We start from the raw sequence: 12343 nt of genomic DNA, 5'->3' as shown, positions 1-12343 counted from the left end.
GCTACTATCCATTTCTAACTGAAAGCGGAATTTCACGAACTCAATCCACAAAGCCTTATGAAACGGAACCATGCTTTAGAGCTACTGAGAAAACTGAAACCCGTTGTCGCGCAACGATTCGGCGTCACACAACTGGCTTTATTTGGCTCCACAGCGCGCGACGAAGCCGGGGACAATAGCGACGTGGACATTCTGGTCGGCTTCGATGGTCCCGCCACCTCCAGCCGTTATTTCGGAGTGCAATTTTATCTGGAAGATCAGTTGGGTTGCCCGGTGGATTTAGTCACCGATAAAGCCTTGCGCCCAGAATTGCGGCCATTCGTCGAAAAGGACGCCATCGATGTCTGAAACCGCCGCGCACGAATGGCGTTTTTATCAGGACGATATGCTGACGTTTGCCGAAAAAGTACTCATTTAGACCGAAGGCCTCGATCAGCAGCGCTTTATCGATAGCGGATTAAACTACGATGCCACTGTCCGCAACCTGGAATTGATCGGCGAAGCCGCAACCCATATTCCCGGCGAAATTCGCGAAAACAATCCGCAAATACCCTGGCGCATGATCATCGCCACCCGCAACCGATTGATTCATGGTTATCTCGGCATCGACAACGATACCCTATGGAGCATCATCCAAACCGATATTCCCGAATTGCTGCCTTTGCTACAGCAGCTTCAGAAAACCGTAACTCATAACCGCCGGCAGCTTGTGTAGGTGCGATTAACGAAGCCTAATCGCACGAATGTTACGAATTCATTCCTTAAGCAATTTCGATACTTGTCGCCGGACTATTAAAAGACTATATTAAGTCCTTTATAAATTCATCGGTGCCTCCATGCGCTTCTCGTCTCAAGTCAAACCCATCAGTTACCTGAAAGCCAACGCCGCCGAAGTGTTATTAAAACTGGCCGAATGCCGCGAACCTTTGGTCATTACCCAAAACGGCGAAGCCAAGGCGGTGTTGCAAGATGTCGCCTCCTATGAAGAAACCCAGGAAACCCTGGCCCTGCTAAAAATTCTGGCCTTGGGTAACCGCGACATTGCGGACGGCAACGCCAAACCCGCGGCCGAAGTCGCCGCCCGACTGCGCGCGAAAAAGACGAATCGCTGATGCCTGCTGCCTATCAAGTGCTGCTGACTCGCGGCGCCGAGCAGGATTTGGAAAGCCTTTACGACTACATCGCCGAATTCGATACGCCGGCCAATGCCGATGCCGTCCTGGACAAGTTGTTGCAAACGCTGGACGACTTGGCGAGTTTCCCGGAACGCGGCAATTTCCCGAAAGAACTTGCGGCGCTGGGGATACAGGAATACCGCCAAGTCTTCTTCAAACCCTACCGCATCGTCTATCGCATCATAGCCCGACAAGTCTATGTTTATCTGATCGCCGACGGACGGCGGGACATGCAGGCTTTGCTTGCGCGGCGGTTGCTCGGTGAATAAAGCCGGTTAGTCATAGAGCTTTATGGGGGCCGACGCTTTATGGTATAGGCAGACTTTGATTTATTTGTAGGGTATGGTGAGTTTACGAACCGCACCAATCGCGAACGATGCGGTGCACGTTGTTTACCGCATATATGGACTCCTCCCCAATTGCAAGCCAAGTGTTATCAAAATTGATGTTTCCAACAGAGATCAAGATTGCAGCCATATATTCGGTCTCTTGATGAAGGTACTTGATAGGCCTTCGGACCCTGATGAATCTATCCGCGCGCTTTTTCCACTATCATCCTAACGGTTTCTTAAGAACCTATGCGCGGAACGGGATTTAAAAGCACCGGTCTGACCTGTTGAATGTCATCACTTTTGAGTTACTTGCCTCCGCAATCTGTTGAACTCTGTTTGTCTTGCCCTACACCGGATTGAGGGTTATCCACGCTTTGCCCGACGCCGGAGCCCTTCCCTCGCGTGGAGGCGTTGGGCAAAGGGTGGATAACCCGGCATCGAACGGTGGTTATGCCCCCGCTCGGTATGCTTTGCCCTGCGTCGCCATCGCCCAGAGTATCCGGGCATTCTTGTTGGCCAGCGCCACGGCGGCTTTGTTGAAGCCTCGTCGTTCGATCAGACCTTGCAGCCAGCGACTCAGCGGATCGGTCTTGCCGCTGCACACTTTTAGCACTGATCGCGCACCGTGGATCAACAAGGTGCGCAAGTAGCGGTTGCCGCGTTTGCTAATCCCCAGTAATACCTGTTTGTCGCCACTACTGTGTTGTCTGGGCACCACGCCCAGACTGGCGGCGTAATCACGTGCTCGGGTATAGCCCTTGCCGTCGCCAATGTCCGAAGCCAGGATGGTGGCGGTGATCGGCCCAACACCCGGCACGTCCCGAAATCGTTTACTCAGCGCATTTTGCTCGCATAAGCGGCTGATACGTTGCTCGTGGGCCTTAATGTCAGCGTCGATGGCTACCAGACGCTGATACTGTTCGGCAAACAATTCGCGGCCCGTGGACGTCAGTGCATTGTCGGCGTCTTCCAGAATCAGCGGTAAGGCTTTGCGCACGCTGTTAAGGCCTGTTGCCAGCACGATGCCGCGCTCGGCCAGAAAACCGCGCATCTGGTTGGCCAGCGCCGTGCGCTCGGCTACCCGTTCTTGGCGCAAGCGGTGAAGCATCTGCATATCTTGTTGAGCATCGTCTTTCACCGCTACCTTACGTTTGTTGGGCCGGGTGACCGCCGTGAAAATGGCTTCGGCATCGTTAAAGTCGTTCTTGTTGCCGACTACAAAAGCCTTCACAAACTTGGCATTCAGCAGCACGACTTCATGACCGAGTTTGGTCAGCTCCCGCGCCCAGTAGTGAGCGCCGCCACAAGCTTCTAGGCCAATCAGACTAACCGGCAAGTTGGCGAAATAGCTCAGCATCTCTGCCCGTCTCAGTTTCTTTTTCACCGGCCTGTCGTTCGCCGCCTGGCTGTACAGATGAAAAATGCTTTTTGCCGTATCCAGACCCACCACGTTACTATTCATTTCGCACTCCTCGTCGCTCCGTTTAAATTCTCTGGCGCAGTATGACACGGCGTGGGGTGGGGAGGAGTCCATGCCATCATCCTACGGCCCTACAACAGCTTCAGCAAACTGCAACTCATAACCGGATATATTGAACCGGCAGTTTGTGTAGGTGCGATTAGCGAAGCGTAATCGCACGAATGTTACGAATTCATTCCTCCGATTACGCTTTCGCTAATCGGAGCTACGAGCTCTGGCGAGTTCGCCGCAGATCAGTAGCAATCCGGGAAAAATGCGATAACGTGCGCTGCCAAAAATAGCTTGTGTCGAGCTTTGCGGGTGCAACGATCGCGAAGGACGAGGAAAATTTACAGACTCTTATTGAAAGAGTAGACTTTGGGACTGCAATTTATTAAGGAAGCATTGGAGCGAGAAGACCGAGAGTTCGATCAGCCTTGAATATCAAAGTATTCGTATGACTGAAAAGACCGTCCGAATGTTGGGTGGAATTCCCTCTAACAATGAACACCACAATGTACCCATAGCACTTCAAACCAAGGAGGTAACTATGAAGAAAGTCAACTTAAAACTCTTAACAAGTTGGGTTGTTGTACTGTCGGTTTTCGTTGGCGCTGGAGGGGCACAGTACATCTGTGCTCGATCCAATGCTTCTTTGACATTGTCCGTAAATTCTACGGCTTTTATTTTAGTATTTAGTTAAAGCCTAGAGAGAGACAATGACCGCTTTATACAGCATAGGTTACGGCAATCGATCATGGCAGTCTTTTCTTAATCTATTGGTAGCAAAGAACTGCGAATTTCTTATTGATGTCCGTAGTAGCCCTTATTCGAAGTTCAACCAATCATTTAGCCGTGAGTCGTTGCTTAAGCTTTGTAAAGAGGCCGGCATTCGTTATGTTTTCATGGGTGATACTCTGGGAGGTAAGCCTTCTTCGGACGAATATTTTGATTCGGACGGTAAAATCGATTACATCAAATTATCCGAAACGCGCGAATTTCAAGTCGGAATTTCGAGGCTAATTACAGCCAATAATAAAAAGTTAGTTTCCTTTATCATGTGTAGTGAACTGCGGCCTCAAGATTGTCACCGAAGCAAACTAATTGGCACTGAACTCAAAGAACGCGGTGTCGAAATTGTCCATATCGACGAAAGTGGTAAAAATGTAAACCAGGAAGAGGTGATTGCTCGTTTGACTGGGGGGCAAGATGACATATTCGGGTCGACTCAGATTATTTCGCGTTCACGCGGTTCATATGCTAAAGCTGCAAAATGATCGAACACATTTTCACAATCGGTGGTTACGGGTACACTTGGGATAGTTTTTTCGACCAGTTAAACCAAAATAATATTGATGTTTTGGTCGATATACGGCAACGTCGCGGAATGCGCGGAAAAAAATACGCTTTTTTAAATGCCACTGCACTTCAGGCCGAATTGCGTAATCGGAACATAGCTTATGTTCACATGAAAGAACTAGCCCCCACAACAGAGATTCGTCATGCTCAAAAGTCGTCGGATGCTACGTCTAACACGACAAAAAGACAGCGGTCCACTCTGTCTGAATGTTTTATATCGCTGTACAATGCGGAAATTCTAAGTAAAAACTCAGAGCTCGCATTACAAAAGAAATTAGAACCATATTCACGCATTTGCTTTTTTTGCGTGGAAGGCGCACCAAAGGCTTGTCATCGAGTCCTTGTTGCGGATTGGCTGTCTGCCGCTTTAAAAATCCCCATAACTCACATAGGAGCATTGAATGCCTAGCGTTTTGATTGTTTCGCGCACAAGAATGAAGGGAGGAAACGTATGTATTGGTGGTTTCGACATCGACAGTAAAGAAAGTGTACGCCTTCTAACGTCAAACGGAAGCAATCAACTTGGCTCAGCTCCATATCGAGTTGGGGAAATTTGGGATATAAATTATTTACCTAGAAGTACGGTTACAGCCCCGCACATTGAAGACGTTTTGGTTCAAAGTGGCACTTTTTACTCGACTTTAGCAAGTACGGATTTACAAAATTTCATATTGCAGAATTGCAATGTATACAACGGAAGCATAGATAAACTTTTCGACGGAGCATTGCATACGCCAACCGGTCACGCCGCCTACATTGATTCCCAAAACGTGCCAAACCATAGCGTTTGCTTTTGGAGATCGGATATTGATCTACTTCATTTCCAAGCATTTGAAAAGCACAAATATCGCTACTATAACTTCGACTATGATGCTTGTTTTTCGTACGCTGGAACAGAGCCGCCAGTCGATGTTATCCCAGCAGGCACCTTAGTACGCATGTCTCTTGCCCGCTGGTGGACTCCTCCAGAAGCGGTTTCGCAAGCATGTTACTTACAGCTTTCAGGATGGTATTAATCAAACGCGATAAGGTGCGCTATAGGATGCTGCCGTTAGGCGCATCGTTCGCGGCCGTTGCGGCGAACATCGTGCACCGCTAGCTCGCGTCATTCTTCTCGCCGATACCTTCGATAACTTGCCGCTAACGGCCTACGCGCACTCGTTCATCACAAAAACACATCGGCATGCACATGAAAGCGTTTGGCTAGTCTTTTGGCAATGTCTTTACTGATTGATCGCTTCCCGGCCAAGATGTCGGATATCCGGCCTTGTGGTGCAATATCGCTTAAGTGGTCTTGTTTTAAGCCGTGTTGCTCCAACAGGAATCTCAGCACTTCTTTGGGCTCGGCCTCTGGAATGACAAAGTTTTCATCTTCATAGGCCTTAACCTGATCAGACAAGTAATCAAGCACGTCAGCCAGCGGATGGTCTTCAGCATCCCGAATTTCGTCAAGCAAGACTTCGATGGTGGCGCACGCCTGGGCGTAGTCTTGTTCGCTATGAACACGGGTCACGCCGACCAGCTCTTTGAAAGGTAGCCATGCTTGCAAAATGGCGTTAGGTGCTGGCACTGATTTAGTTGCGTATTTCATCATCCTCTCCTCTTCCAAGCATTACGGTCATACTCGGCATGGGTTAAAACATCGCGAACATAGACTTTGCGGCGGTTGTAATGGATGGCCGCAATCAATCGAAACTGATTGCCACCAATATCGAAAACGGTCAAACCGTCTACATAATCGGCACTCGCAAAGGTCGTCTTTAAGTGATTGAAGTCGGTAAAGACTTCGCTTTCCATGATCCGATACCATGCCTGTAATGGCTTTTCCGCAACTGGATATTTCGACCAAAATTCAATAAGCGTAGGCTTTGCGATAACGTGCATGGCGGCAGAATATACCAATACGGTATTCTACTCAAGGCGTTGGCGTTTAAGGCATGCTGACGGAGTAATTTCCAGACGATTTGAACGAAAATCACCGGACAATCGAGAGGATTAGCTTGTCATGAAAAACCGTCGCGCGTTAAGCTGAGTTTCTTTAAACGACACGCCTTCAGAAACCAATCATGCACCAAGACATCCGCTGGAAACAGCGCTTTGCCAATTATCAAAACGCTTTGGCGCAGTTGACCAAGTTCATCGACAAGGGCGAACTCAACGAGCTGGAAGAACAAGGCTTGATCCAGGCCTTCGAATATACCCATGAATTGGCTTGGAACGTGTTGCGCGATTATTTGCTGGAAAAGGGGCATCAGGACATACACGGCTCGAGGGATGCCACGCGCCTGGCATTCAAGCTGGGTTTGATCGAAGACGGCGACAGCTGGATGGATATGATTCGCGACCGGAATCGCACCAGCCATACGTATAACCAGGAAACCGCTCAATCCATTGCCGGGAATATCAAGCAACGCTTTTTCGGCTTGTTCGTCCAGTTGCAACAAAAACTGAAAACTTTACCGGATGACGCCGCTTAACTCTGAAATCAGTGACCGGTTTGGTTTAAAGCCGCACATCATCAGCGCGATTCAATGCGTATTTGCCAAACATCCACAGGTTGAACGCGCGGTTTTGTACGGTTCGCGGGCCAAGGGTAACTATCGCCCTGGTTCCGACATCGATTTGACGCTACTCGGCGAAAGCTTGACTTATGCCGACCTCTGCCGGATCGAAACGGAAATCGACGATTTGTTGCTGCCTTACACGCTGGATTTATCGCTTTACGCGCAGATTGATAACGCTGATTTGCGCGAGCATATTCGGCGCGTCGGGCAAGAATTCTATTCGTCCTGACTAACTGGTTTGCTTACCTAACAAAAATCACCCTCGGCAACCGCGCTTGCCGGCTCAATTCCCGCCCTTCGCCGTCCAGCGTTTGCCAGACGATCACGTCTTCGGCGGCTTCATCGACCGTGGTTTTGAAGCTGTCGCCGCCCAGTTGCAGGTAGGCCACCAGTTCCGCCAGGCCGTGTTGCAGCGGGCGGGCGCGGCAGAGTTCGGCCAAGGTGATTTGCGCTTTGTCTTGCAGGGCGTGGCGGATGTGGCGGGCCAGTTGGGCTTTGTCAATGACGATTTGCGAGAACAGCGCGGCTGCGTCCAGCTCTTCGTCGCCGGTTTGCGGGACGATGCTTTCGATGCGCGGTTTGACGGCGGGCGTATGCAGCGGGCGCTCCATCGGCAGCTCGATGTCGGCGGCGGCTTCGGCGATCGCCATGACTTCGCCGGGCGGCTGGTTGTCGCGCAAGGCCAGGGCCTTGGCTTCGATGCCGTGCAGGATTTCCACGATGCGGCGATTTTCCAACCAAGCCTGGTCGTCGAGAAAACGGCGCAGTTGCCGACTGAGTTCGGCGACGGTGCGCTGGGTGTGTTCGCCGGCTTCCAGCCAGTCGTAATGCACCCGGCGCAAACGGGCGTCGGGCCTTAGTTCGGCGACCGGTTGCAGGGCCAGAACCTTTTCCAACAGGCTCGACAGTTCCTCCTGGCGGCGGCTGGACATCAGAAAATCCCAGAAGGCGCGAAAGCTGCGACCCTGATCCGAGTCGGCGATGGCGTCGCGCTCGCCCATGATGTCTTGCAGCAATTCGCCCTTGCCGCCTTCCCATAAGGCGATGCGCTCGCGCACCCGCCGGTCCAGGCCGCGAAAATTATGTTCGACTTCGCGAAAGTCGCCGAGCAGTTCCCTGGCCAGTGCCGTGAATTGCTGGAAGCGGTCCTTCAACGCGGTGTCGTCCAGCAGGGCCAGATCGCCGGCGCGGATACGGGCGATTTCGGCGTCCAGTTCGGCGCGGCGTTTTTCCAGTTCGGCGATGCGAGTTTCCGGGTCGGTTTCGCTGCCTTCGCTGATTTGTTTGAGCAACTCGAACAAGGTCAACAACCGCGATTCGGTGCCGACGAAGGCGCGTTCAGTCAGGCTGCCCAGCCAGGCGATGGCTTTTTCGGTGGCCGGCGTCAGGTCGAAAAACGGCTCGTCGGAACCTTGCCGGTAAAACTTGCGCAACCAAGCCTTGTCGTTGCCGGCCCAATCGTTCAGGTAGTCCAGTGCGGGCTTGGGGAAAGTGTCGTTGCCCAGCCGTTCGCGTAACGCAAACAGCTCGTCTTCCAGCGCTTCGGCCAGATCGGCCTGACCGATCAGACGCTGGTTGGGGGCGACAAAGGCCCGGTGCAGAAAGCCGGCGATCAGCGGGGCATGGTCGGAGCGCAATAACCGCCAGGCCGGATGGTTTTGTTTCAGCAGCTCCAGCGTGGCGTAGTCCAAACTCATGCGTCGTCACCGGCGTCCATTTGTTCGGTCAGGCTCTTGGGCAGTTTCTTTTTGACTTTCACCCCCAGTTCTTCGAGCGCGCCGGCTTGGCGCAACAGATTGCCCTGGCCGCTGCTGAGTTTGTTGACGATGCCGTCGTAGGTTTTTTGCACGGTGCTGAGTTGGTTGCCGAGTTTTTCGATGTCTTCGACGAAGCCGCGGATTTTGTCGTACAGCGCGCCGGCCTTGTCGGCGATCAGCCGGGCGTTCTCGTTTTGTTGTTCGTAGCGCCAGATGTTTTGAATCGTGCGCAAAGTTGCCAATAGCGTGGTTGGCGTAACGACGACGATTTTATGTTCGAAGGCGTCGTTGAACAGTTTTTCGTCGCCTTGAAACGCGGCCATAAAGGCGGCTTCGATCGGCATGAACAGCAGCACGAAGTCCAGCGAACGCAGGCCTTTCAGGCTGGAATAATCCTTACCGCTGAGGCCTTTGATGTGGGCGCGCACCGCTTCGACGTGTTGCTTCAGGGCTTCGGTGCGTTCGGCATCGTCGTCGCTGGAGCAGTAGCGCTCGTAAGCATTTAACGACACCTTGGAATCGATCACCACGTCCTTGTTATCCGGCAGGCGCACGATCACGTCGGGTTTGAACAACCGGTTGTCCTCGTCGCGGAACGCGCCCTGAGTTTCGTATTCGATACCCTTGCGCAGGCCGGATTGCTCCAGCACCTTTTCCAGAATCATCTCGCCCCAATTACCTTGAGCCTTGTGGTCGCCTTTTAACGCGCGGGTCAGATTCAACGCTTCCTGGTTCATTTTCTGGGTATCGCGGCGCAATGAAACGATTTCCTCGCGCAGGCTGATGCGATCCTTGGTTTCGTTGTCGTAAACGCTTTCCACCCGCTGTTTGAACTCGCCGAGCTGCTGCTTCAGCGGCGCCACCAGGGTTTCGATACTGGTCTTGTTATGCTCGACGAATTGCTTGCCGCGTTCCTCGAAGATTCGATGCGCCAGATTTTCGAACTGGGTTTTAAGTTGATTTTCCGCGTCCTGCAGCAAGCGGATTTTTTCTTCGTTGTGTTTGTGTTGTTCCTGCTGGCGGGTATTGAGTTCGGCGTTTTCGGTTTTCAAAACCAGTAATTGTTGCTGCAACTCTTGCACATCCGACTCGCGTTGAGCTAACAAGACGAGGCGTTCTTCGGCCACCGCCAGTTTTACTGCTTGCTGCTGTATCTGCTGTTGCTGCTGCTCAATTTGGTTAAACCAATTCCGCTGCCGTTTGCCGGCTCGCCACGCGCACAGCGCGTAACCCACCAACGCCCCCAGCAGCGACGCGGCCAACACTAACCCATTCCCTGTTTCCATCAACGAGAGTCTCTTAAGTAAATTTGCAATTTATTTCGGTTTGATCGACAAATCGCCAATGGTAAAACCGATATCGAAACCTTGACCTTTACCGATCAACACCAACGATATCTCGCCACGGGTTAGCACTTGCCGATCGATGGAGTTCTTAAAACCGAAGTGATTACCCAACGAAATGTAGTCGCCGTATATTTCGCTGAGGTATTTGACGTCGGTGAAATAGCCTTCGCCTTCGATCTTGGAATAGCCGATGGTAAAACCGATGCTTTTCGACGACAGCGAGACTTTTGCCTTTTCGCCGTTACGGCAGCTTATTTCGCCGCTGCCGTCGTATTGCTTATACGCCAGAGAAAATCCCTCCAACTTGTAGGTCATGCTGCAAGTGCCCAATTTCTTTGAGCCGAACTGTGCCTGCATATCGGTCTGGCTGGGTTGAACCGGCGGCGGGGTTTGAGATGAAGGCGTTGCCGAGGTTTCGGCCGGCTGCGCTGGTGGTGCCTGGTCGAGCGGGTGAGTGATAAATTCGGCGCGGCCGGTAAGCGGAAAGGCAGCGGCGAGGCAAACCAGGCCGAAAATCGCAGATCTGGTAGCCGCTAACGAGCCGCCGCCCTTATTTAACCGGCCGTTAAATGCCGTTCGCTTCGAGTTAATCGAAGAGTATTCCGCTGCGGGTTTCGACAGCCTCGGCCCACACCGAAAACCGAAGATAAATAGCGCCGGTTCAAGAATCGGCGCTGACGCCCAACTTAGCCTTGTTTTCAGCGAAGCAACAAAACGCCGTCCGCCTTGAGATTGCAGTGTGTTCATCGTTACGCTCTGATCGGATTGGAAAGATAAATGCCGGCAGCTGTCGCTAAACTGCGAACGCAACCGAAGTCGCATCTGCGGTTGGTGCTTAGCTTTGCGGATTACTTTACTCGAAAGAAGGTAAAAAAGTTACACCGGGCGGTTTTCATCGGTGGCGTCATGAGAAAGCCGCCACCGATGCTGCAACACTGGTTTAAGCGGCGAGCAACCAATGACTTTCAGACCATCGTCGCCGCAAGTTCAAGCCTGACAACTAGAGAATCGATGAATCGGCCATCACGGAGTGCCGAAACTTCTAGCCAAACAGGTCAATACCCCGGCCTGGGTTAAATTCTGCTCGCCGCAATCGACACCGGGCGTACAACTCAGATTTTGCCAATCGGCGGCATCGTTGGTGACTATCGCCTTGGCCCAATCCAAGAACCGGATGCCGTTCAAGGCCGATGTATAAAATTCGTCGAACCGGAATATCGTGTGATTGCACCCCGGATCGATGTAAGCCCGGTAGTTTTTCGGCAAGGCCGTTTTTAAACCGGCGGCAATTGTGTTCATTCTAAAACTCCAACTCCCGAAACCGGAGACTTGGTCGGCCGGCACGCCGTCGCTTTGTTCCATGATGTTCAAGAATAATTTTTGCACCACATCGTAAGCCGTAGTGTATTGAGCAAATCGTTCCTTCGGATATTGCGCTGCCAGGGTTCTGTAAACTTTCGGCAGGAAATCGGCAGCCGGAGCAGCCGGCAAGGTTTTGAATATCGGATGCAGATTGGTATCGATGTTCCAACCCGAACTGGGGCCGAATACGCCGGAAGCCAAAAAGCCGTCGGTAATCACTCCCATGCCGCCGTCGCCGAGCAACGAAACTTTGGCGTCCTTGCCCAACATTTTTTGGACCCAGGGATAGTTCAATGCAGCGCCGTAGGAACCGGCACTGGAACCGGCGACCAGGATTTTATCGATGTCTACGCCGCCGGCATTCAACGGACTGAATTTGTTTTTCCGCTCACGTTTAAAGTAATCCAGTACGTAAAGAAAGTTGTCGAAGCCGCGGTGTTTAATGGCTAACGCATCGGTCGGATCGGGATTAAACGGATTTTGGTAAACCGTATCCTTGGAACCTAAAAATACGTCGCCAGTACAATAAGACACAAACACCATGGTCCAATTTTTATACGGGTTCTCCGGATCTTCGGCGTCCAGCAAACCGGCCATTTGCTTCGGATCATTGGCCACATCGGCCGACGGCACATAGCTGGCCTGTTGGCCCGGCACAATGTTACATGTCTGGTAATTCCAGCAAGCGCCGCCGCCATTCATATACAACAAGACTTTGTCGGCCTTACCCGGTTTTACGTAAAACGAATAGGGTTGGCCGAATGCGCAACTGGGCATCACCAGTTTTTGCGTATCGCCGACTTTCACCGAATATTGTCCCGGAGTTACTTCAACTTTTTGCCAGACGTCGGCAGCTTGCGCTGCAACGGCAGACCCCAACAAACCGGCAAGTACCGCATTCAATAGAAATGGTTTCATGGTTTCTTCCTTTATTCTTTTAAAGTCACTGGACATTCACCTTTCGGCCTTTCCGGCGTCGGGTTGACTCA

The 12343-nt window shown here is 51.8% G+C and carries 16 protein-coding genes; 9 read left to right on the top strand and 7 right to left on the bottom strand.

Going from position 1 to position 12343, the window contains the following annotated elements; all coding sequences use genetic code 11:
- The first annotated feature begins 57 nt into the window (after positions 1–57).
- The 4 genes from PL263_RS14680 (at position 58) to PL263_RS14665 (ending at position 1444) form a co-directional block, all read left to right on the top strand.
- On the top strand, positions 58–348 hold the full coding sequence (locus PL263_RS14680; RefSeq protein WP_278210046.1) for a nucleotidyltransferase family protein: 291 nt from the start codon (positions 58–60) through the stop codon (positions 346–348).
- A 97-nt stretch (positions 349–445) separates the two neighbouring features.
- Positions 446–715 carry a HepT-like ribonuclease domain-containing protein gene (locus tag PL263_RS14675; RefSeq protein ID WP_347568952.1) on the top strand — a complete coding sequence of 90 codons (270 nt, stop codon included), beginning with the start codon at positions 446–448 and terminating at the stop codon, positions 713–715.
- Between the two features lie 121 nt (positions 716–836).
- Positions 837–1112, top strand: coding sequence for a type II toxin-antitoxin system Phd/YefM family antitoxin (locus tag PL263_RS14670; protein ID WP_140913249.1), 276 nt, complete (start codon positions 837–839; stop codon positions 1110–1112).
- On the top strand, positions 1112–1444 hold the full coding sequence (locus PL263_RS14665) for a type II toxin-antitoxin system RelE/ParE family toxin (protein ID WP_278210045.1): 333 nt from the start codon (positions 1112–1114) through the stop codon (positions 1442–1444). Before PL263_RS14670 ends, PL263_RS14665 begins: the two co-directional genes overlap by 1 nt.
- Positions 1445–1955: 511 nt before the next feature.
- On the opposite strand, the gene PL263_RS14660 is transcribed toward PL263_RS14665, so the two are convergent.
- Positions 1956–2969, bottom strand: coding sequence for an IS110 family transposase (locus tag PL263_RS14660; RefSeq protein ID WP_278209869.1), 1014 nt, complete (start codon positions 2967–2969; stop codon positions 1956–1958).
- Positions 2970–3685: 716 nt separating this feature from the next.
- Between PL263_RS14660 and PL263_RS14655 the strand changes: the two genes are divergently transcribed.
- The 3 genes from PL263_RS14655 to PL263_RS14645 are packed head-to-tail and all read left to right on the top strand — an operon-like array spanning position 3686 to position 5341.
- The gene (locus PL263_RS14655; protein WP_278210044.1) at positions 3686–4243 is read left to right on the top strand and encodes a DUF488 domain-containing protein; all 558 of its coding nucleotides are present in this window, start codon (positions 3686–3688) and stop codon (positions 4241–4243) included.
- Entirely contained in the window at positions 4240–4734 is a 495-nt protein-coding gene (locus tag PL263_RS14650) for a DUF488 domain-containing protein (protein ID WP_278210043.1), read from the top strand. The genes PL263_RS14655 and PL263_RS14650 overlap by 4 nt, the downstream gene beginning before the upstream one ends.
- Complete coding sequence (locus PL263_RS14645; RefSeq protein WP_278210042.1) at positions 4727–5341, top strand: hypothetical protein; 615 nt, start codon at positions 4727–4729, stop codon at positions 5339–5341. Before PL263_RS14650 ends, PL263_RS14645 begins: the two co-directional genes overlap by 8 nt.
- A gap of 149 nt (positions 5342–5490) precedes the next feature.
- On the opposite strand, the gene PL263_RS14640 is transcribed toward PL263_RS14645, so the two are convergent.
- A complete protein-coding gene (locus tag PL263_RS14640) occupies positions 5491–5919 on the bottom strand; it encodes a helix-turn-helix domain-containing protein (protein WP_278210041.1) in 429 nt (142 codons plus the stop codon).
- Positions 5916–6122, bottom strand: a complete 207-nt coding sequence (locus PL263_RS14635) for a type II toxin-antitoxin system HigB family toxin (protein ID WP_278210040.1) — start codon at positions 6120–6122, stop codon at positions 5916–5918. Before PL263_RS14635 ends, PL263_RS14640 begins: the two co-directional genes overlap by 4 nt.
- 269 nt (positions 6123–6391) lie before the next feature.
- Between PL263_RS14635 and PL263_RS14630 the strand changes: the two genes are divergently transcribed.
- Positions 6392–6802, top strand: coding sequence for a nucleotidyltransferase substrate binding protein (locus PL263_RS14630; protein ID WP_278210039.1), 411 nt, complete (start codon positions 6392–6394; stop codon positions 6800–6802).
- Positions 6789–7118 (top strand): nucleotidyltransferase domain-containing protein, encoded by a 330-nt coding sequence (locus PL263_RS14625; RefSeq protein ID WP_278210038.1) that lies wholly within the window; start codon positions 6789–6791, stop codon positions 7116–7118. Before PL263_RS14630 ends, PL263_RS14625 begins: the two co-directional genes overlap by 14 nt.
- A 13-nt stretch (positions 7119–7131) precedes the next feature.
- On the opposite strand, the gene PL263_RS14620 is transcribed toward PL263_RS14625, so the two are convergent.
- From PL263_RS14620 to PL263_RS14605, 4 genes are all read right to left on the bottom strand, one after another.
- On the bottom strand, positions 7132–8586 hold the full coding sequence (locus PL263_RS14620; RefSeq protein ID WP_278210037.1) for a DUF3375 domain-containing protein: 1455 nt from the start codon (positions 8584–8586) through the stop codon (positions 7132–7134).
- Complete coding sequence (locus PL263_RS14615; protein ID WP_278210036.1) at positions 8583–9932, bottom strand: DNA recombination protein RmuC; 1350 nt, start codon at positions 9930–9932, stop codon at positions 8583–8585. Before PL263_RS14615 ends, PL263_RS14620 begins: the two co-directional genes overlap by 4 nt.
- Positions 9933–9962: 30 nt before the next feature.
- Positions 9963–10307 carry a hypothetical protein gene (locus PL263_RS14610; RefSeq protein ID WP_278210035.1) on the bottom strand — a complete coding sequence of 115 codons (345 nt, stop codon included), beginning with the start codon at positions 10305–10307 and terminating at the stop codon, positions 9963–9965.
- Between the two features lie 708 nt (positions 10308–11015).
- Positions 11016–12272: a pectin acetylesterase-family hydrolase gene (locus PL263_RS14605; protein ID WP_278210034.1), complete on the bottom strand. Its 1257-nt coding sequence runs from the start codon at positions 12270–12272 to the stop codon at positions 11016–11018.
- Between the last annotated feature and the right edge of the window lie 71 nt (positions 12273–12343).

Source organism: Methylomonas sp. EFPC3 (assembly GCF_029643245.1).
GTDB classification, from domain to species: Bacteria; Pseudomonadota; Gammaproteobacteria; order Methylococcales; family Methylomonadaceae; genus Methylomonas; species Methylomonas koyamae_B.
The sequence above is the reverse complement of the archived record's forward strand: the minus strand, read 5'-3'. Positions and strand labels throughout refer to the sequence as shown.

Bases quoted from the DNA above. Each gene is read 5' to 3' on its own strand.
- PL263_RS14680 (WP_278210046.1), top strand. From the start codon at position 58: ATGAAACGGAACCATGCTTTAGAGCTACTGAGAAAACTGAAACCCGTT.
- PL263_RS14670 (WP_140913249.1), top strand. From the start codon at position 837: ATGCGCTTCTCGTCTCAAGTCAAACCCATCAGTTACCTGAAAGCCAAC.
- PL263_RS14665 (WP_278210045.1), top strand. From the start codon at position 1,112: ATGCCTGCTGCCTATCAAGTGCTGCTGACTCGCGGCGCCGAGCAGGAT.
- PL263_RS14660 (WP_278209869.1), bottom strand. From the start codon at position 2,969: ATGAATAGTAACGTGGTGGGTCTGGATACGGCAAAAAGCATTTTTCAT.
- PL263_RS14655 (WP_278210044.1), top strand. From the start codon at position 3,686: ATGACCGCTTTATACAGCATAGGTTACGGCAATCGATCATGGCAGTCT.
- PL263_RS14650 (WP_278210043.1), top strand. From the start codon at position 4,240: ATGATCGAACACATTTTCACAATCGGTGGTTACGGGTACACTTGGGAT.
- PL263_RS14645 (WP_278210042.1), top strand. From the start codon at position 4,727: ATGCCTAGCGTTTTGATTGTTTCGCGCACAAGAATGAAGGGAGGAAAC.
- PL263_RS14640 (WP_278210041.1), bottom strand. From the start codon at position 5,919: ATGATGAAATACGCAACTAAATCAGTGCCAGCACCTAACGCCATTTTG.
- PL263_RS14635 (WP_278210040.1), bottom strand. From the start codon at position 6,122: ATGGAAAGCGAAGTCTTTACCGACTTCAATCACTTAAAGACGACCTTT.
- PL263_RS14630 (WP_278210039.1), top strand. From the start codon at position 6,392: ATGCACCAAGACATCCGCTGGAAACAGCGCTTTGCCAATTATCAAAAC.
- PL263_RS14625 (WP_278210038.1), top strand. From the start codon at position 6,789: ATGACGCCGCTTAACTCTGAAATCAGTGACCGGTTTGGTTTAAAGCCG.
- PL263_RS14620 (WP_278210037.1), bottom strand. From the start codon at position 8,586: ATGAGTTTGGACTACGCCACGCTGGAGCTGCTGAAACAAAACCATCCG.
- PL263_RS14615 (WP_278210036.1), bottom strand. From the start codon at position 9,932: ATGGAAACAGGGAATGGGTTAGTGTTGGCCGCGTCGCTGCTGGGGGCG.
- PL263_RS14610 (WP_278210035.1), bottom strand. From the start codon at position 10,307: ATGACCTACAAGTTGGAGGGATTTTCTCTGGCGTATAAGCAATACGAC.
- PL263_RS14605 (WP_278210034.1), bottom strand. From the start codon at position 12,272: ATGAAACCATTTCTATTGAATGCGGTACTTGCCGGTTTGTTGGGGTCT.